The organism is Millionella massiliensis (genome assembly GCF_900104655.1).
GTDB lineage: Bacteria > Bacteroidota > Bacteroidia > Bacteroidales > Rikenellaceae > Rikenella > Rikenella massiliensis.
This window is the reverse complement of the sequence record NZ_FNWD01000002.1, coordinates 2,463,134-2,482,799: the sequence shown is the minus strand read 5'-3', so window position 1 is coordinate 2,482,799 and position 19,666 is coordinate 2,463,134. Positions and strand designations below refer to the sequence as shown.

The following is a 19,666-nucleotide window of genomic DNA, read 5'->3' as shown; positions in this document are numbered from 1 at the left end:
ACGTCTAAAGTTTTACATAACATGCTGAACATTGTGTTATTCGGCCCTCCGGGGGCCGGCAAAGGCACTCAGGCCGAAAAACTCCAGGAAAAATACGGCATTCTCCACCTCTCGACAGGCGAAGTGATCCGCGGCGAGATCAGTCGCGGTACCGAACTGGGCAAAGAAGCCGCCAAACAGATGGAAGGCGGCAAACTGGCATCCGACGAGCTGGTGCTGGGAATCATCGAAAAGTACATCGAAGAGCATAAAGACGCTCCCGGCGTGATCTTCGACGGTTTTCCGCGCACGCTGCCGCAGGCCGAAGCCTTCGACCGGATGCTGACCAAAATCGGCACCCAGGTGACCGTCATGCTGGCGCTCGACGTACCGGACGAAGTGGTGACCGAACGCATCCTCACCCGCGGCAAAACCAGTGGCCGGGCCGATGACCAGAGCATCGACACGATCAAAAACCGCCTTGAAGTCTACAAGGCTCAGACCGCCGTGGTGGCCGACTTCTATAAAAAAGCCGACAAATTCCGCGCAGTCAACGGCGTGGGCACCATCGACGAGATCTTCGGCCGGCTATGCGACGCCATCGACGCGCTCAAATAACGACATACCACGATCCCCCGAACAAGTTGCGGGAGACGGACAACAACGAGGGGAGAAAGGCACATGCACTTTCGCCCCTTTTTTACACCGTCGCACCGAACTGCACCGCCACCCTCGCCCGGACACCGTGCACAGTCGACTTGCCCCACCCACGCTCAAGATTCGCACAGATCGTCCCCGCCCCGTGCCAAGCCCCCCGAACACCACAAAAGATTACATACAATGAAGAAGTACCTTTTCATGGCAGGCCTGTTCGCCCTGTTTCTGAACTGCCAGGCCGGCAACCCTGCCGATAACGAAAAAACCAACACGACCTACGTCGAATATTTTTCGCACTACCTGGGCGGCGAAAAAACTGCCTACGCGACCTCCACTCCGCTCAAGGCCAAAAAAGTAGCCCAGGCACAGGAGGAGGTATGGAACTCCTGGAAAGCGGCCAACGCCGCCCTCAGAGAAGACAAGCTGGCCACGCTGAAACCCCTCGAAAAGGTTCAGAGCGGCAGTTTCGACCTCACCGCCTTTGAACCCGAAGCGATCATGCCCTACTACTACGGCACCAAAGGCGAAGTCAAGCCCGAAGCCGGCTGGCCGCTGTTCGTCTATCTCCACGGTTCGGGCCCCAAAGAGCGCGAATGGAGCAACGGCATCCGCCTCGGGATGCGCTTCGACGACGCCCCCTCGGCCTACTTCATTCCGCAAATCCCGAACGAAGGCGGCTACTACCGTTGGTGGCAGGTGGCCAAACAGGAAGCCTGGGAAAAACTGCTGCGTCAGGCCTTCATCTCGGGTGAAATCGACCCGAACCGCGTCTACTTCTTCGGCATCTCGGAAGGCGCCTACGGCAGCCAGCGTCTGGCGTCGTTCTACGCCGACTATCTGGCCGGAGCCGGCCCCATCGCCGGCGGCGAACCGATGGAAAATGCACCGGCCGAAAACTGTGCCAACATCGCCTTCTCGTTCCGCACCGGATCGGAAGACCTCGGATTCTGCCGCAACGAGCTGACCGAAGCCGCCAAGGAGGAGTTCGACCGGCTTCAGAAACTTCACCCCGGCTACTACGAACACGACATTCAGGTAGTTCCCGACGCCACCCACACCTCGATCGACTACAACCCCACCACCCCGTGGCTGAAGACCCACACCCGCAATCCCTATCCGAAATACGTCTACTGGGAAAACTTCAACATGGACGGCCGCTACCGCAACGGGTTCTATAACCTCTACGTCAAGGAACGTTCCGACGAAGAGGGGACCCGCGCCTGCTACGAGATGACCATCGACGGGAACACGATCGACCTGAAGGTAAACAACATGACCTCCGAAGCCGCCGAACGCACCAGCAAATGGGGACTCGCCAAGACCTACAAAAAGAGCTTCACTCCGGCCACTAAAGGACGCGTAGTGATCTTCCTGAACGACCAGCTGGTTGACCTGAATCGTCCGATCACCGTACTGGTCAACGGGAAAGAGGCGTTCAACGGAAAAGTGAAGCTGAACACCCAGAATCTGGTCAACAGTTGCGCCATTTTCTTCGATCCCGCTCGCCTCTATCCGGCAGCCATCGAAGTCGAAATCAAATAGTTTGCCCTATTCCAACACCCCTGACACACCGATGCCTGTATTAGGCGTCAAGGAGTAAAAATCCGGCCGACCTTTCCACCCAGAAAGGCCGGCCGGTTTCATTTCAAATGTTTATTTTCGGATGGTCCCACAGAACGGCCCTCCTCCCGATGCAGACCAAACACGCAACAACGAAACCCCTCCGAGAATCGCTCAGTTATATGCCACAGAAGCGATCGGATTGTTTGGGGAATGACCGGAAAAGCCGACATTTCACCAACCGACTTGGTTTTCCACCGCTACTCTGCCTGCGATTCCTGAAACACATAAAACTGAGCCGAATCACTCAATGCGCTATAGCCATATAACACACCACGCACAGCATCCCAGGACAGATCGTCAATGCGCATGTCTAAAGTCCACAAGGCCTCCCCTCTGCCCGTTGGAGCATGATAAACCTCGACCGTAGAATTTATGCCATCTTCATGCATTTGAGCCTCCGTGTTCCCCTGGTGTAAAGCCAGGATCCGATTCCCATCGCAGGCCACAGCCGTATAATAGCAAATCATCTCATCGTCCCGATTTTGTATGGACAACTCCTCCTGCGCCTGGCCGTCTCCGATTACATAATCCAACACAAAACCCCCAGGCGAAACATCGTACACCTCGATACGGTCGATATACCGATAGGCAAGCGCCAGTTTGCCGCCACCGTACGAAGCCGCGAACAGGTATGGATACGATCCCGCCTGTTCGGATCCCTGCAACGGAAAATCCAGCGACGCCGTAACCGCAGGAACACTCATATCCAGCAAATCGATCTCCGGGAAACGCGGAGGGAAAGCGACACCAATAAAAAGAGAATCTTTCACCTGCCAAAGACGGGAATACGCCTTGGGAAGTTGCCGTTCTTTCATCCATTCGGGAAACTGCCAGGTTTGCACCAACTCCATCGAATCGGTCGGAAGCAGACAATACATATCCATCCGGTTAGGAATGGCCTCAAACAGGGCAGCATCCGTACCGCGCCGCATACAAGCCAAACCCGGATTGACATATTCATTTGGGCCATGCCCTTGCCGACCGAATCGACACACCGGTTTCAAATCCGGCAATGAGAACATGTGTCCGAAATACTCTCCATTCAAATCTTCGATCAGCATTTTGTCGTCCTGTATATACCATCGAAACGGATGGATTAAATAGGGCAACGATACAGAATCCGTTTCGGGAATCAGTTCGACAGCGAATCTCTTTTCAAGACACTGATTAGACTGCCCAGCCGAGTCACAGGCATAAGTCAAAACAACCGCTGCACTGCTCAACAAGCAGTAAATCAGCCCGCCAGAGAATCTCATCAACCTGCCTCCTTTTTTACCAACGTTTACAATCTTCTCTCCCACTTCCGACTTGCATTAAATAGCAACAATCGTAAATACGTTCATTCCCTTCCTTGATTCGTCGATATCCATTAAAATTATCACACTTACCTCCTGGCAACTCAATATCTACGGCTAATGCCTCGATATTGGCTAAAGTCAAATCATCCTGAGGTGTCATTGCTTTGTTGTTGGCAATCAAAAAGTTTGTCACCGCACCACCTGTTAGCACCAGCGCTGCGCCGGTTGCCAGCAGAATTTTAGTCATTTTTTTCATAGCAACTAAATTAGCAATTAAAAACTTAAAGAAGCTCTATCCCAAACCCCATCACCAACAAATTTACAATAAAAAAAACAGATTACAACACAAAAAAACACTATATAAAATTTCACCCAAAAGTTCCCTCTTCCCCACGTTCCGAATAATTTGACGTACCTTTGCGGGCGCATTGAGACTGTTCGGATTTTCGATGGCTGGAAAAGTCGGAATGGTTTCACCCTTTGCCCATCGGCTCCTCACCCGTGACGGGCCGGGACCGTTCTCCCCCCGCACACCGGGGACGGGCTGACGCTCCGCCGGGGCGTCCGACCATCCATCCACACAAACATCCGTAACAGCATGATCTTGGAAGAATTTCAGGAGCTCGGCCTCTCCGAGCGCACCCTCGAAGCACTGGCCGCCAAAGGTTTCGAGACCCCCTCGCCCATTCAACGGCTCACCATCCCGGTGATGCTCGAAAACAGCCACGACATCATCGCCCAGGCCCAAACCGGAACCGGTAAAACCGCCGCCTTCGGTCTGCCGCTGGTCGAACTGCTCACCCCGCAGCCCCACACCGTCCAGGCACTGATCCTGACCCCCACCCGCGAACTCGCCATACAGGTCAACGACGAGATCCAGTCGTTCCGCAAGGGCGATCTGCGCGTCAGCCCGATCTACGGCGGCGCCGCGATGAACGAACAGTTGCGTCGGCTCAAGAGCGGCGTCGACATCGTCGTCGGCACCCCCGGCCGCATCCTCGACCACCTGCGCCGCGGCACACTCGACCTGTCGGGCCTGCGGTGGCTGGTGCTCGACGAGGCCGACGAGATGCTCAACATGGGCTTCATCGACGACGTGGACGAAATTCTGAGCTACGCCCCCGACGAACGTCGGATTTTCCTCTTCTCGGCCACCATGCCCGACCGCATCGCCGACCTCTCGCGGAAATACATGTGCGACGTCGAGATTCTGAAAGTCGAGTCCAAGCAGGTCACCACCGACCTCACCGACCAAATCTACTTCGAGGTGCGCGAGAGCGACAAGTTCGATGCGCTGACCCGCATCATCGACGTCGAAAACGACTTCTACGGCATCATCTTCTGCCGCACGAAGGTAGCCGTCGACCAGCTGGTCAACAGCCTGCTCGAACGGGGCTATGCCGCCGAAGGGCTCCACGGCGACGTATCGCAGGCCCAGCGCGAGAAGATTCTGCGCAAGTTCAAGAAACGTCAGGTCAACATACTGGTGGCTACGGACGTCGCCGCCCGCGGCATCGACGTTTCGAACCTGACCCACGTCATCAACTACTCGCTGCCGCAGGACCCCGAGTCGTACGTCCACCGGATCGGCCGCACGGGCCGTGCCGGTAACGAAGGGACCGCCATCACCTTCATCTCGCCCTCGGAACACCGCCAGTTCGTCTACATGCAGCGCCAGGTGAAGGCCGACATCCGCAAGGAGACCCTCCCCACCGGCCACGACATCGTCGAGATGAAGAAGCTCAAGATCAAGGACGACCTGGCCGAGATCATCGAAGAGGAGTCCTACACCGGCTACGACGAGATGGCCCGCGAACTGCTGGCCGAACTCGACCCCGAAGTGGCACTGGCCGCCCTGATGCGGCTGGCGTTCAAGAACGAACTCGACGAAAGCAACTATCCCGAAATCCGACGGATCGACGTCGACCGCCGCGGCACGGCACGTCTCTTCATCGGACTGGGCAAGGCCGACGGCTACCGTCCCAAAACGATGGTGGAGCTCCTCTCGCGCGAGTGCGGCATTCCGCAGCAGAAAATCGACGACGTGAAGTGCATGGAGAACTTCTCGTTCGCTACCATTCCGTTCCGCGACGCCGAAGCGGCCATGAAGAAGCTCAACTCGCTGCGCGAACTGGCCAACGACGACCGTCCGCTGGCAAAGCTGGCCACGGAGCCCGACAAGAAGAGCGACCGCAACCCGAACGGCATCACTGACCGGGGCCGCAACTACCGCCGCCCCTCGAACGACAACTATTCGCATCGCAAGGGCGGCCGTCAGGATTTCGTCCCGCGACGCGACCACAGCCGCCGCAAGCACTAACCGCACGAAAAGGGAAGCGGTCCCACTCCGCTCAAGCCGAAAAACAGCGAGGCCGGTGTCGAACGATTCGACACCGGCCTCGCTGTTTCACCGTTCCGTCTTTCCGGCCCTCTCCTCAAACCGATGAGACGCCGCCGGAAAGCTTGAACAGGAATAACTATTGAAGAGCGGCCAGCTGAGCTTCGAGCGCCTTGATTTTCGCCTCGGCATCGGCCTGTTTAGCCCGTTCGTTGGCAATCACCTGCTCGGGCGCGTTCTGCACGAAACGCTCATTCGAGAGTTTCTTCATCACACTGGCCAGGAAGCCGCGCGTATAGTCCAGCTCTTTGGTGATCCGGGCACGTTCGGCCTCAACGTCAATCATCGCGCCGAGCGGAATGAAGTATTCGGTGGTCTTGACGATGAACGAAGCCGCACCGGTCGGTTTCTGCTGACCGGCAGCCAGCGGTGTCACGGCCGACAGGTTACCCATTTTGGCAATCACCGACTCGAATTCGGCCGGGTAGTTCTCGTCAGCCGCATAGAGCAGTTCGAGCGCCTCTTTCTGTGCGATGTTTTTGGTCTTGCGCACGTTGCGGATACCGGCAACCACCTCTTTGACCAGTTCGAACCGTTCGACCAACGCTGCCGAAGCCTCGGTCACGGCCATCGGCGTGTAACGGCTCACCATGATCGACTCCTTAGGACCACGTTCGGCCACATAGTGCCAGATCTCCTCCGTGATGAAGGGCATATAGGGGTGGAGCTGCTGGAGCAGACGTTCGAAGTAACCGATCGTGGCACGGTAGGTTTCGGCATCGAGAGGCTGTCCGTAGGCCGGTTTGACCATTTCGAGATACCAGCCCGAGAAGTCCTCCCAGAAGAGCCGGTAGAGGGTCATCAACGCATCCGAAATGCGGAACGAGGCGAAATGTTCGTCGATCTCGGCCACCGTGGCAGCGAGTTTGGCACCGAACCATTCGACCGCCATTTTGGCAGATTCGGGTTGCGCGGCACTGTCGCTCACCTCCCACATTTTGATCAGGCGGAACGAGTTCCAGATCTTGTTGCCGAAGTTACGCCCCTGTTCGATCAGCGATTCGTCCCAGATGATGTCGTTCCCGGCCGAGCTGCAGAGCATCATCGCCACACGCACGCTGTCGGCGCCGTATTTGGCGATCAGATCGAGCGGGTCGGGCGAATTGCCGAGCGACTTGGACATCTTGCGACGCAGTTTGTCGCGCACGATACCCGTGAGGTAGACGTTGCTGAAGGGACGTTCGCCCTGGTATTCGTAGCCGGCCATGATCATGCGGGCCACCCAGAAGAAGAGGATCTCGGGAGCGGTCACCAAGTCGTTGGTCGGATAGTAGTATTTGATTTCGGCACTATCGGGATCGAGCACGCCGTTGAAGACCGACATCGGCCAGAGCCACGAGCTGAACCAGGTGTCCAGCACGTCGGGATCCTGGGTCAGGTCGGCAGCCGTGATGGCGGGATTCTTGGCCTGAGCCAGATTCAGCGCTTCGGCGGGCGTTTCGGCCACAACGAAACCGCCTCCGAGCTGCTGGGGAATGTAGTAGGCTGGAATCTGCTGGCCCCACCAGAGCTGGCGGCTGACGCACCAGTCCTTCACATTCTCCATCCAGTAGCGGTAGGTGTTCTTGAACTTGGCCGGAACGAGCCGGATCACATCCTCCATGACGGCTTTGAGGGCCGGTCGAGCCATCTCGTCCATCTTCAGGAACCACTGCATCGAGAGCTTCGGTTCGATCACGGCGCCGCTGCGTTCCGAGGTGCCCACCTTGTTGGTGTAGTCTTCGACCTTCTCCATCAGGCCGGCGTTCTGCAGGTCGATTTCGATCTGGCGACGCACGTCGAAACGGTCCATGCCTACGTAGAGGCCGGCCGCTTCGCTGAGGGTTCCGTTGTCGTTGAAGATGTCGATGCTCGGTAGGTTGTGTTTCTGCCCCAGCATGTAGTCGTTCACGTCGTGTGCCGGGGTCACCTTCAGACAACCGGTACCGAATTCGATGTCGACATAGTCGTCCTCGATCACGGGAATCGAGCGTCCGACGAGCGGCACGATCACCCGTTTGCCACGCAACCAGATGTTTTTCGGGTCGTTCGGGTTGATACACATGGCCGTATCGCCCATGATGGTTTCGGGACGGGTCGTGGCCACCACAGCATACTTCGGTTCGCCCTCGGCGGGATTTTCGACCATGTAGCGGAGGTAGTAGAGTTTTCCGTGCTCTTCCTTATAGATCACCTCTTCGTCCGAGATGGCGGTCAGGGCAGCCGGGTCCCAGTTCACCATGCGGACACCACGGTAGATTTTGCCTTTGTTGTAGAGATCGACAAAGACGTGGATCACGGCTGCGCTGAGCTGCGGATCCATCGTAAATTTGGTACGGGCCCAGTCGCACGAGGCACCCAGCTTTTTGAGCTGTTCGAGGATGATGCCGCCGTGTTTTTCCTTCCATTCCCAGGCGTGTTTGAGGAACTCTTCACGGGTGAGGTCCGACTTTTTGATACCCTCTTTGGCCAGTTTCTGAACCACTTTGGCTTCGGTGGCGATCGACGCGTGGTCGGTGCCGGGCACCCAGCAGGCGTTTTTACCCTGCATGCGGGCGCGACGCACCAGCACATCCTGAATGGTGTTGTTCAGCATGTGTCCCATGTGGAGCACGCCGGTCACGTTGGGCGGCGGGATCACAATCGTATAGGGTTCGCGTTCGTCGGGTTCGGAGTGGAAGAATCCGTTATCGAGCCAGTACTGGTACCATTTGTCCTCCTTCTCGGCAGGATCGTATTTGGCAGGTATCTCTGTCATTTTGTCCGGTTTTAAAACAAATCGTTCTTTTGCACACTTTTTGCAAAATGCACTGAATTGCAAAATTACAAAACTGTTTCCGATTAACCGCACAAAACACCGCAGAAAGGTAATAAGACACCCCCCGGAGACGTTTTGAGAGATGCAGTCCGTCCTTCGGGACGGCTCCGCCGACGAAGCACCCGCCTCCGCCCGCACGGTGGAATCCGCAGGAAAACGGATCGGAGAGTGATTATTAAGCGGTTTCTTCGTATTTTTGCAGTTTGCGGCCACACGGCGCAGCGTTCCACCCGCCGCCCGAAACGGTCGCCCTACCCATAGAAAATATGAGCAACAAAAAAGATAATAAACTGTTCGACCAGCTTTCCGGCATATCAGATATGCTGGACGGCAAAAGTCAGATCATCCCCATCATCTCGCCGGACGACGACGATGCGCCTCACGAGGCGTCGCTGCCCGACGTGCTGCCCATCCTGACCCTGCGCAGTTCGGTGCTCTTCCCGGGCGCCATCACGCCGATCACCGTGGGACGCGAAAAATCGATGCGACTGGTCCGCGAAGTGGATCAGAACGGCGGCCTGCTGGGCGCCCTGCTCCAGAAAGAGGCCGAAGTCGAGAATCCCGGCCCCGAAGACCTCTACTCGGTCGGTACCGCCGCACGGATCCTGAAAGTGCTGGAGATGCCCAACGGCAACCTGACCGTCATCCTGCACGGGATGGAGAAGTTCGAGATCCGCGAATTCGTCAGCTCCGACCCCTTCTTCAAGGCCAACGTACGTCCGCTGAAGGACCTCACGCCCGAGAAGTCGAACATCGAACTCGACGCCCTGATCGAATCCGTCAAGGAGATCGCCACCAAGATCATCAGCTTCTCGTCGAACATTCCGCAAGAGGCCACCTTCGCCATCAAGAACATCGCCAGCCGCCGTGGTATCATCAACTTCATCAGTTCGAACATCGACCTGCCCGACACCGACCGTCAGGCCCTGCTCGAAGCCCCCGGACTGATTGCCCGTGCCCGCAAACTGCTCGAGATTCTGGTCCGCGAGTTGCAACTGATCGAGTTGAAAAACGAGATCCAGAGCAAAGTAAAGGAGGACATCGACCAGCAGCAGCGTGAATACTTCCTCCAGCAGCAGATGCGCACCATCCAGGACGAACTGGGAGGCAATCCCGCCGATCAGGAGTTGGACGAGCTGCGCGACAAGGCCAAAGACAAGAAGTGGAGCAAGGAGATTCAGGAGCTTTTCGACAAGGAGCTCGGCAAACTCGAACGGATGAACCCCGCCGTAGCCGAATACTCGGTCCAGATCAACTACCTGCAACTGTTGCTCGAACTGCCGTGGGATGAAGTCACGCAGGACAACCTCGACCTGAAACGCGCCAAAAAGCGGCTCGACAAGGATCACTTCGGACTGGACGACGTCAAGGACCGAATTCTGGAACACCTGGCCGTACTGAAACTCAAAGGCGACCTCAAATCGCCGATTCTCTGCCTCTACGGCCCTCCCGGCGTCGGCAAAACGTCGCTCGGCAAATCGGTGGCCGCATCGCTCGGGCGTAAGTTCGGCCGTATTTCGCTCGGCGGCATGCACGACGAAGCCGAAATCCGCGGTCACCGCCGCACCTACATCGGCGCCATGCCGGGACGTATTATCCAGACGATCCGCCGCGCCGGCTCGTCCAACCCGGTCATCATCCTCGACGAGATCGACAAGGTCGGCCAGTCGAACCACGGCGACCCCGCCTCGGCCCTGCTCGAAGTGCTCGACCCGGAACAGAACAGCACCTTCCACGACAACTACCTCGATACCGAGTACGACCTCTCGAAAGTGCTCTTCATCGCCACGGCCAACAACGTGGGGAACATCTCGCCCGCGCTGCGCGACCGTATGGAGATGATCAACGTGAGCGGTTACCTGCTGGAAGAGAAGATCGAGATCGTCAAACGCCACCTGCTTCCCAAACAGCTCGAAGCGCACGGCGTTCCGGCCGACCAGCTGAAACTGAACAAGAAAACGATCGAAAAGATCATCTCGGAATACACCCGTGAGTCGGGTGTCCGGACCCTCGACAAACTGATTGCCAAAATCGTCCGTTACCGGGCCAAAGAGATCGGCATGGAAGAGGAATACAGCGTTGAGATCACGCCGGCCGTGGTCGAAAAGATCCTCGGCGTGCCGCGCTACCTCAACGAACTCTACGAAGGCAACCAGCACGTCGGTGTGGTGACCGGTCTGGCCTGGACCGAAGTGGGCGGCGAGATTCTGTACGTCGAATCGTCGCTCAACAAGGGTAAAGGCAACCTGATCCTGACCGGTAACCTCGGCGACGTGATGAAAGAGTCGGCCTCGATCGCACTGGGTTGGATCCGAGCCCACGCCGACCAGCTGGGTATCGACTCCAAGCTGTTCGAAGAGAACGACATCCATATCCACGTTCCGGAAGGAGCCATCCCGAAAGACGGCCCCTCGGCCGGGATCACGATGGTCACGGCACTGGCTTCGGTCTTCACCGGCCGCAAAGTGCAGGCCCGTTACGCGATGACCGGCGAGACGACCCTCCGTGGCAAAGTGCTGCCCGTCGGCGGGGTGAAAGAGAAGATTCTGGCCGCCAAACGGGCCGGTATCACCGACATCATCCTGAGCGCCGAAAACCGCAAGGACATCGAAGACATCAAGGCCAATTACGTCAAGGGGCTCAAGTTCCACTACGTAAATACGCTGGACGATGTACTGAAACTGGCATTGGTATAAATCTCCGGCATCTCGCCCCGGTTTGTCGGGCTGTTCAATCCAGCAATTCGACCCGACTATTCGACTCGGCGGCAGCTGTAGCACAACCATTCCGGGGTTCCACTGCCGTCGGTTCGTAAGATAAGCGGGGCGAAAACGGTATCCGTTTGCAGAACCTCACTCGTCCAAAACGGGGAATCACGTATTCCCGACCTACCGGACGACATAGGCTCAAATACAACAGGAGCGGGCTATACTTCGAAAAGTATAGCCCGCTCTTTTTTATGATTCTCCCCATCACAGGTTCGGACGCCCGCCGCTCAGTTACCATTCCCTGCAGACACGCGCCATACCCTTTTCCCCTCGCTATTCTTACCCATATCCTCTTCACCCATTCTCACCGCCACCGTTTCTCGTATCGCTCTACTCTCCCCCGCAGACTCTTCACCTCACACTCTACTACACGTAACCCTCCAATACACATTATCTCACAGAGAAATATCGATCGTAGAATTATGGATCAATTCCCGTCCCAACCATATCTCTCAATCCCCACACATCCAACACCGTACCCGCATCCCAAAACAACCCCAAGGACACCCCGAACGAATACCGGTCCACGTCTACTCCATCTTTTCGATAGTCAGCCCCGGAAGCGACTGCATGAACTGAAAAAGGTGCGTATCATCGGCATAGTTTCGCGTTTTGACCACCATCGTCACCCGGAACAGACGTCCCTCGCCGACCGACTCGTGAGAAGCCTCGTAACTCACCAGATTATATCCCTTCTCGTGAATCTGGGCCAGGACTTTCGACAGGTTCTCCTCGTCCGAAGTCGAGAAGATCAGCAGCGAGGTATGCAGTCCAATACTTCTGAAGATCAACGTCGAGAGTTCCAGACCGGCCAACGTCAGCAACGTCGCCGCGACACCAATTCCGTACATGCCTCCACCGACCGCCAGCCCGATACCGGCCGTGGCCCACAAGCCCGACGCCGTGGTCAGCCCCCGCACAAACTGCTTGTGAATCATGATCGACCCGGCGCCGATAAAACCGATGCCCGTCACCACCTGAGCCGCGACGCGCCCCGGGTCACCGCCCACATGCTCACCGAAACCGTACATCGAAACGATCATGAACAGGGCACTGCCCAGCGCCACCAGAAAGTGCGTGCGCAATCCCGCCTCCTTGGCCCGATACTCGCGGTCGAACCCGATGATGCCGCCCAGGACGGCCGCCACCGTCAGTCTCAGAATCAAAGTCCAGATCATCGTCAATCCCCCCAGTATGTTAAGTAAAACGAATCAATACAACAGGTACTGTTCGCGGACAGCCAGGAACCCGTCCGAGGGGCGCCACAGGGTCCGCATCTCGGGCGTCACCCGGTAGCCAGCCGCAACAAAAGCCCGACGCATCCGGTCGGTTCCGAGCACCTTGTCGAACATCGCCACACGCGATTCGGCCGCCGCCATCGGCTTGTGGTCGGGATACATCCGCACCATCTCCTGTATCACGTAGAACGGCACCAGCGTCAACTGCGCCGGGGTGGACGGGTCGCACAGATAGATCTGCACACCGTGCTGCTCGGCCTCCTTGCAGGAACCGTACATCGGGCGATAGTGGATCGGCCGAAAACGGAATCCGGCCAGTTCGGGCATTGCGTTGAGCTGCTGGCAGAGCGTCTCGGCATCGGCAACCCACGGCGCCGCCAGCGTCTGAAACGGCAGGGTGTACCCCACGCCGATGTTCAGCGTTCCCAGTTCGCCGACCGTTCCCGTAGCCGGGTAGTAGAAGGCGCTCTCGGCCGTGGGGATGTGGGGCGAAGTCGGCACCCATGGCAGCCGGCAGTCGGTCCAGATCATATCGCGCCGCCAGCCCTCCATCGGCACCACCTCCAACTGACACTGCACTCCGTCCCGCAACATCTTCTGACCGTTGAGCATCTGGGCCAGTTCGCCGACGGTCATGCCGTGGACGTAAGGCACCGGATAGGCGCTGACAAACGACGAAAAGCCCGGCGCAATGGTTTCGCACCCCTCGACCCGCAGCCCGCCCAGCGGATTGGGCCGGTCGAGCACCACCACCGGCACGCCGTTTTCGGCAGCCCCCTCCATCACGCGTCCCATCGTCGAGATATAGGTATAGCTTCGCGACCCGATATCCTGAATATCAAACACCAGCACATCGACCCCTTCGAGCATCTGGGCGGTCGGCTTGCGGGTCGCACCGTAGAGGCTGAAAAGCGGCACTCCGCTCTGCGGATCACGTCCGGAGGCGATCTTTTCGCCAGCCGCCACATTGCCCCGCACGCCGTGTTCCGGGCCGTAGAGCGCCACCAGGCGGAACAGCCCGGTCTGCGCGGCACTGTCCAGAATGTCGATCGTGGAGACCAGCCGGGAATCTACCCCGGTCGGGTTGGTCACGAGCCCCACCCGTTTGCCTTTCAACAGTTCGAACCCGCTGTCACGCAACACCTCGATACCGGTTTTGACCGGCTGTGCGGCGACTTGAAGAGCCGCAAACACCGCCACGGCAGCGGCCGCAATCCGACGCACCGTACCCAGGAAGGATGCTCCACGCAGCACCGCACCCCGGGATAATACTCCACGCGTAACCACACCTAGGGAGAACGCTCCGCACGGACCCGCGTACTGTTCCTGTCTGCCGTCCACCCCTCCGGCCCTGCACCATCTGTCAATATGGAAGATAGCCATACTTCGCTCTATTTTTGTCGTTCACCGAATGCCTCCTGCTGGGCCTCAACCTCTTTGAGCAGCTGCTCCGATTGCCGCACGCCGGAAGAAGCGACCTCCGCCGGCTGCACACTCCCGCACTTGGAGATACGCGCCGCTTCGTCGGGCAGATAGTCGAGCTCTTGCAAGGGTGCGACGGTCGTGAATTCGATTTCGGCCGGGTGCGCCGTCCAGTCGCCCTGCACGCCCACGATCTCGGCACGGATCTTAATCGTGCCGGGCTGCGTGGTGGTCTGTACGAGTACCGGAGCCTCGCCCCACACGAGCGGCACGCCGGCCGCCTGCGTAGCGGGAATCAGCAACCGGCCCTCGCCTTCGATGGTGAAGCGCACCATCTGATTATTGAGCCGTTTGACCATTCCCCGGTCATCGGTCATACGTGCCACGACGGTCACCAGGTCCGAACCGTCGGCCACGGCATTGACCCCTTCCCGATCGACGATCAACTCCAGACGGGTCGGACGGCGGGCCATGCTCTTTTTTTGCGAAGCCACCACCTTGCCACCACGGATCCCCTCGACCAGCAGGAAAGCGTCGCCCTGTTTCTGGCTGCGCGAGAGCGCCTTGTCGGCCATGAAGTCCCAGGCCTTCGGAATGACAATGACGGGCGACGGCAGACCGGTCGTGTCGCAATCGCGTCCCCGAACATAGGTCCGCAGAGTATCGGGCCCCACAAAGGTGTGCAGCAGGACGGTATCGCAGTTGCTGAAGACGGTCACGTCCTGAGGCGAAAAGGGGCTCAACTCGCTGGCGATAAAGACCATCGGTTCACCGCGACGGTTCTGTGCCCGGAACATCTCGTAGGAGTATTTCGGACGTCGGAACGCATCCATCAACCCGCCATAGAAGGGGTCGGGATGGTATCCGCGCTGGTGGTCGAACGAGTGCCATAGGGTGCCTCCGAAGTGATAGGCCGGAGCCCGGCAAATATTGTCGTATGATGTGTTTTTATAGTCATTCCGGGCATAATGGTTGGCCTGCACGAGTTGGGGGACCTCACCCCAACCGCGCGCCACGCGACTGGGCGAGTTGTGCGAGCTCCAGTCGTCGACATTGTCGCCCCACTCGCGCGTGAAATAGACCTTGTCGGGCATCGAGGCGCCGGTTCCCCAGGCTCCTCCGCCCCCATTGGCCGGATGGGAGAACTGAATCTCGAACGGTTCGTGTCCCTTGGCTTCGCTGTCGCTGGCCGTGAAGCAACCCGGGAAGGGGTACTCCTCGTGCACAATCCGGAAGACATCGCCGGCAAACTCCTCGGGATACCAGGTCTCGTTCAGGATGGGTTCCCACATGATGACGCTCGGACGGTTCCGGTCGCGGCGCACCATGTTCCGCACGTCATTGTATACGCGCTGCCCGAAGACCGGCTCGTCGTTCCAGAACTGCCACCCGGGCGTGTTGACAATCACGAAAAGCCCCAGCTGGTCACAGGCATCCATAAAGGCAGGGTCCTGCGGATAGTGGGCGTTGCGGATGATCTCCATACCGGCGGCCTTGAGTTTCAGGGCGTCTCGCCAGTGGAGATTGTTCGAAAGGGCATTGCCGATCACGGCATAATCCTGATGGCGGTTGCCGCCGATCAGCTTACGCGGATAGGGGGTACCGTTGAGCACAAAGCCCTGGCGGGGGTTGAAGTCGAGGGTGCGGATACCGACGAGTTGCATGTATCCGTCGATGGCCTGTCCGCGTTTGTCGGTGAGCCGGACATTCAGTTGGTATAGTTCGGGCGTATCGGGCGACCAAAGGACGGGATTCGCCACGTCGATTTCGGTTTCGAGCGTGCGGTCGCTGCCGGCCGGAAGGGAGAAGGGTTGCGTCCGGGTGGCGGCCACCTTTCCGTCAGGAGCGACAAGCGTGTATTCGATGCGACCGGAGGTGCCGCGACGGGTATCGTTGGCGATGTTCAGCCGCAGGGCAACGGTCGCCTCACTGCGATCCTCGGCCAGTCGAGTCGTGGCCCAGAAAAGGCCTCCGCCGGCCACGCGGTCGATCTGGTTCGGATCGGTAATGTAGACCGGACTGGTCGTCACGAGCCACACGTCGCGATAGATACCGCCGAAGTAGCAGTAATCGAGTTGAGCCTGGGGTTTTCCCGGCGGATAGGAGGGGTCATCGCTGTTGTCGGCCACCACGGCAATGGTGTTGACGGCACCGGCCTCGGGATGAATCGCCCCGGCAATATCGGCAATGACGGGCAGAAAACCGCCATAGTGTTCGGCCACCAGCTGTCCGTTGACCCAGACTTTGGCTTTGCCCATAATCCCTTCGAAATAGAGCACGAGCCGTTTGCCTTCGATGTTCGCCGGAGTAGCGAAATATTTGCGGTACCAGGCTTCGCCACGGTAGTTGACTCCGCCGCTGGCATCGACGGGCAGCAGCTCGAGCCCATGGGGAAGGCTGACAGCCTGCCAACCGGAATCGGCGGGATAGGCCTCCTGCCAGGCTCCCTCATGGTGGCCCTGTGCGAAACGCCAGGCAGGGTCCATGTTACGGACGGTTCGCCCGCTGCCTTCCAGCACGTGGAATCCGGCCGTGGAGTATCGGATGGTTTTCAGTTGGGGTTGCGGAGTGACGCTGTCCGCCGCCGGAAGGGAACGCAGAGGACGCGCTTCGGCAACAGTGGTCCACAGCAGGAGCAGCAGAATGAGCACGATGGCTCCAATGGCGATCAGAATGCGGTGTTTGGGTTTCATGGAGTATGGGTTATGAAGGTCGGACATTGTGGTGAATCCGCCGGAGGTTTTGCATGGAGGTTTTCGGTCGGAGAGGCCGCGATAAAACACAAAAGGGGACACTGTAATCTGACATACAGTTATCCCCTTTGAATCGGTTCGAAACGGTTTTACGGGCGGGGATCGTTATTTCACTCCGCTCTCCTTGGCTTCGATGCTCAGCGTAGCGTGAGGCACCACGCGCAGCCGTTCTTTCGGGATGAGTTTACCGGTTTCACGGCAGATGCCGTAGGTTTTGTTTTCGATTCGCACCAGTGCGGCTTCGAGGTTTTGGATAAACTTGTACTGGCGTGCGGCGAGTCGGCCCGACTCCTCTTTGGAGAGCGTGGCGGCACCCTCTTCGAGGATTTTGAACGTCGGCGAGGTATCGTCGGTTCCGTTACTCGAAGTATGGGTGATGGTAGCTCTCAGCAGTTCGTAGTCCGCCTTGGCTTTCTCGAGTTTTTCCAGTATGATCTGTTTGAATTCAGCCAACTCTGCGTCCGAATATCTTGTTTTTTCAGGTTCAGACATTGTTGCTCCCTCCCTAATCTATTTTAATGGGTTTGTATTTTCTTTATTCGTAAAGATAAGCATTAAAAATAAATTATCCTACAATGTGTCATTTTCAGGAGGTAAATAATCCGGTCTTGGCAACCGCAAGAAACGGAGCGCCGGGCTCATCGCACTGTTTTTCTGAAAGATACATTTTGTCATACAAACCATATACATACAACGGCTATCGGTAAATTTCCCTTCCTCTGCCGCGTAAGTCACTCCGCAAGCAACAGAATTACCCTTGTGCGTCACTTTCCACAAGAAAAGCCCGGGCCACACATTTTTACCCCAAAAGCCCCCGGGCTTTCAGTTTGGGGGTCACGGGCATTTGTCGTAATTTTGTAGTTTACCGTTTGCTTCGCAAGACGTCCGAAACCGTACCATTCCCACAGCAAAGGCACCTCAAAGAGTTTTCCAAAGATCACACCTCCGGATAGTGCCCCCCCACACGGAAAGCGCCGGGCGGAGCGACCTAACTTAAACCGAACATATGAATACGCTTTTCGATCCGGCCAAAATCATACAACTGAAGGCCCTCTGTTCCGAGGCCCGCACCATTGCCATCGCTTCGCACACCAACCCCGACGGCGACGCCATCGGATCAGGCGTGGCCCTGACCGCCTTTCTGCGCAGCCTCGGATACGAAGTCCGTTTCTTCGTGCCAAACCATTTCCCGAAGTTTCTCGCGTTCATCCCCGGTTCCGAAGGGGTCGAGATCTACTCGGAGGCGTGCGAAACGGCCCGCCCCTATCTGTCCGACGCCGACCTGATCATCTGTTCCGACTTCAACCAGGTCAGCCGGCTCGACAAGATGACCGACGCCATCGAGGCCAACGTCATCGCTCCGCGCGTGCTGATCGACCACCACATGGACCCGCCGGAATACGAACTCAGCTTTTCCGATGCGAACTACTCCTCCACCTCGCACATGGTCTACGACCTGATCTGCGCATGGAGCGGACCGCAGGCCATCACCCCGCAGATCGCCACCGCCCTGTACGTGGGCATCGTGACCGACACCGGCAACCTCAGTTACAGCAACCTCACGCCCGAGCTCTATCGTGCCGTGGCCGAACTGGTCGAGCGGGGCGCTCAGCCGGTCGAAGTGTCGAAAGCGATCTTCAACACCCAGAGCGAGAGCCGCCTCCGGATGGTCGGCTACCTGCTCTCCGAGAAGATGCACGTCGACCACGACCTCCACACCGCCCACATCACCCTGACGCGAGCCGAAAAGACCCGCTTCAACCACCAGATCGGCGACACCGAAGGAATCGTCAACATGCCGCTGAGCATCGAGGACGTCACCTTCTCGGCCATGTTCATCGAGACCCTCGACTGCATCAAGATTTCGTTCCGTTCGCAGGGCGATTTCGACGTCAACCTTTTCGCCCGCGACCACTTCAATGGCGGAGGCCACAAGAATGCAGCCGGCGGCCGCTACTTCGGCCCGATGAGCGAAGCGGTGGCCAAATTCGAAGAGATTATCCGAACCATACATCCGTAAACATCCCCGCTCCCATGATGACAACGACCGAAAAGATGGTGGCTCTGATGCGCCGCCTGAAAATCGAGATGAACGGCGCCGTGACCGACGCCATGCGCGAATACAGCGGCGGACAACGCGGCTACGGTGTGAACTACGGCGTATCGCTGCCGACTATCAAGGAGGTTGCCCGCAGCTACGCGCCCGACCACGATCTGGCCCAGACCCTGTGGCGGCAGGACATTCGCGAGTTGAAACTCGCCGCCCTCTTTATCGACGATCCGGCCGCCGTGACTGCCGAACAGATGGAGCGCTGGGGAGCGGAGTGGCCGATTCCGGAGCTGGCCGAGCAATGCGCCATGCAACTTTTCTGGCGTTCGCCCGACGCCCTGCCCACCGCCACGAAATGGGCTGCCCGTCCGGCCGCCGAGGCACCGTTGCTGCGTCTGGCCGCCTTCTACATGCTCGGCAAACTGGCTGCCGTGGAGACCGTTCCGGACAGCGCCTTCGGCACGCTGCTCGATGACAGGTCGGTTTTCGGCCCGGAGGCCGTCGAACGTTCCGTTGCCTACGCCCTGCGCGAATGCTACCGCCACCGCCCGGCACTGCGCGAGCAGGTAATGCAGACACTGTCGCACATCCCCGCCGAAACGGCCGAAGAGGTGCGCTGGCAAGTGGAATACCTCGCCTGACTGCCCGCCGCGGCCCACCCGAAGCCAGGCCATCGAACCAGC

The 19,666-nt window shown here is 58.2% G+C and carries 13 protein-coding genes; 6 read left to right on the top strand and 7 right to left on the bottom strand.

What is annotated here, in order from left to right; all coding sequences use genetic code 11:
• Positions 1-21 precede the first annotated feature (21 nt).
• Both BQ5379_RS09510 and BQ5379_RS09505 read left to right on the top strand, forming a co-directional pair.
• Complete coding sequence (locus BQ5379_RS09510) at positions 22-597, top strand: adenylate kinase (RefSeq protein WP_071135210.1); 576 nt, start codon at positions 22-24, stop codon at positions 595-597.
• Positions 598-819: 222 nt separating this feature from the next.
• Positions 820-2,178 carry a hypothetical protein gene (locus BQ5379_RS09505; protein WP_071135209.1) on the top strand — a complete coding sequence of 453 codons (1,359 nt, stop codon included), beginning with the start codon at positions 820-822 and terminating at the stop codon, positions 2,176-2,178.
• Positions 2,179-2,456: 278 nt separating this feature from the next.
• Here the strand turns inward: BQ5379_RS09505 and BQ5379_RS09500 are convergent, their stop codons facing one another.
• Positions 2,457-3,515 (bottom strand): BF3164 family lipoprotein, encoded by a 1,059-nt coding sequence (locus BQ5379_RS09500; RefSeq protein ID WP_071135208.1) that lies wholly within the window; start codon positions 3,513-3,515, stop codon positions 2,457-2,459.
• 16 nt (positions 3,516-3,531) lie between these two features.
• Complete coding sequence (locus BQ5379_RS09495) at positions 3,532-3,813, bottom strand: hypothetical protein (RefSeq protein ID WP_143039444.1); 282 nt, start codon at positions 3,811-3,813, stop codon at positions 3,532-3,534.
• A 342-nt stretch (positions 3,814-4,155) separates the two neighbouring features.
• Between BQ5379_RS09495 and BQ5379_RS09490 the strand changes: the two genes are divergently transcribed.
• On the top strand, positions 4,156-5,877 hold the full coding sequence (locus tag BQ5379_RS09490) for a DEAD/DEAH box helicase (protein WP_071135206.1): 1,722 nt from the start codon (positions 4,156-4,158) through the stop codon (positions 5,875-5,877).
• A gap of 157 nt (positions 5,878-6,034) precedes the next feature.
• Here the strand turns inward: BQ5379_RS09490 and BQ5379_RS09485 are convergent, their stop codons facing one another.
• Complete coding sequence (locus tag BQ5379_RS09485) at positions 6,035-8,692, bottom strand: valine--tRNA ligase (protein WP_071135205.1); 2,658 nt, start codon at positions 8,690-8,692, stop codon at positions 6,035-6,037.
• Positions 8,693-9,018: 326 nt separating this feature from the next.
• Here BQ5379_RS09485 and lon point away from each other — a divergent pair, with 326 nt between their 5' ends.
• Entirely contained in the window at positions 9,019-11,448 is a 2,430-nt protein-coding gene (gene lon, locus BQ5379_RS09480; protein ID WP_071135204.1) for an endopeptidase La, read from the top strand.
• 602 nt (positions 11,449-12,050) lie between these two features.
• On the opposite strand, the gene BQ5379_RS09475 is transcribed toward lon, so the two are convergent.
• The 4 genes from BQ5379_RS09475 to BQ5379_RS09460 form a co-directional block, all read right to left on the bottom strand.
• Positions 12,051-12,698, bottom strand: a complete 648-nt coding sequence (locus tag BQ5379_RS09475; protein WP_071135203.1) for an MgtC/SapB family protein — start codon at positions 12,696-12,698, stop codon at positions 12,051-12,053.
• A gap of 33 nt (positions 12,699-12,731) precedes the next feature.
• The gene (locus BQ5379_RS09470) at positions 12,732-14,012 is read right to left on the bottom strand and encodes an exo-beta-N-acetylmuramidase NamZ family protein (RefSeq protein ID WP_205408199.1); all 1,281 of its coding nucleotides are present in this window, start codon (positions 14,010-14,012) and stop codon (positions 12,732-12,734) included.
• 137 nt (positions 14,013-14,149) lie between these two features.
• Positions 14,150-16,873 (bottom strand): glycoside hydrolase family 2 protein, encoded by a 2,724-nt coding sequence (locus BQ5379_RS09465; RefSeq protein WP_071135202.1) that lies wholly within the window; start codon positions 16,871-16,873, stop codon positions 14,150-14,152.
• Positions 16,874-17,038: 165 nt separating this feature from the next.
• Positions 17,039-17,425 (bottom strand): TraR/DksA family transcriptional regulator, encoded by a 387-nt coding sequence (locus BQ5379_RS09460; protein ID WP_071135201.1) that lies wholly within the window; start codon positions 17,423-17,425, stop codon positions 17,039-17,041.
• A 514-nt stretch (positions 17,426-17,939) separates the two neighbouring features.
• On the opposite strand from BQ5379_RS09460, the gene BQ5379_RS09455 reads away from it, so the two are divergent.
• Positions 17,940-18,953, top strand: coding sequence for a DHH family phosphoesterase (locus BQ5379_RS09455; RefSeq protein WP_071135200.1), 1,014 nt, complete (start codon positions 17,940-17,942; stop codon positions 18,951-18,953).
• 14 nt (positions 18,954-18,967) lie between these two features.
• Positions 18,968-19,624 (top strand): DNA alkylation repair protein, encoded by a 657-nt coding sequence (locus tag BQ5379_RS11155; protein WP_071135199.1) that lies wholly within the window; start codon positions 18,968-18,970, stop codon positions 19,622-19,624.
• Positions 19,625-19,666 lie beyond the last annotated feature (42 nt).

Coding starts and splice junctions, on each gene's coding strand:
- BQ5379_RS09510 (WP_071135210.1), top strand. CDS start 22: ATGCTGAACATTGTGTTATTCGGCCCTCCGGGGGCCGGCAAAGGCACT.
- BQ5379_RS09505 (WP_071135209.1), top strand. CDS start 820: ATGAAGAAGTACCTTTTCATGGCAGGCCTGTTCGCCCTGTTTCTGAAC.
- BQ5379_RS09500 (WP_071135208.1), bottom strand. CDS start 3,515: ATGAGATTCTCTGGCGGGCTGATTTACTGCTTGTTGAGCAGTGCAGCG.
- BQ5379_RS09495 (WP_143039444.1), bottom strand. CDS start 3,813: ATGAAAAAAATGACTAAAATTCTGCTGGCAACCGGCGCAGCGCTGGTG.
- BQ5379_RS09490 (WP_071135206.1), top strand. CDS start 4,156: ATGATCTTGGAAGAATTTCAGGAGCTCGGCCTCTCCGAGCGCACCCTC.
- BQ5379_RS09485 (WP_071135205.1), bottom strand. CDS start 8,692: ATGACAGAGATACCTGCCAAATACGATCCTGCCGAGAAGGAGGACAAA.
- lon (WP_071135204.1), top strand. CDS start 9,019: ATGAGCAACAAAAAAGATAATAAACTGTTCGACCAGCTTTCCGGCATA.
- BQ5379_RS09475 (WP_071135203.1), bottom strand. CDS start 12,698: ATGATCTGGACTTTGATTCTGAGACTGACGGTGGCGGCCGTCCTGGGC.
- BQ5379_RS09465 (WP_071135202.1), bottom strand. CDS start 16,873: ATGAAACCCAAACACCGCATTCTGATCGCCATTGGAGCCATCGTGCTC.
- BQ5379_RS09460 (WP_071135201.1), bottom strand. CDS start 17,425: ATGTCTGAACCTGAAAAAACAAGATATTCGGACGCAGAGTTGGCTGAA.
- BQ5379_RS09455 (WP_071135200.1), top strand. CDS start 17,940: ATGAATACGCTTTTCGATCCGGCCAAAATCATACAACTGAAGGCCCTC.
- BQ5379_RS11155 (WP_071135199.1), top strand. CDS start 18,968: ATGATGACAACGACCGAAAAGATGGTGGCTCTGATGCGCCGCCTGAAA.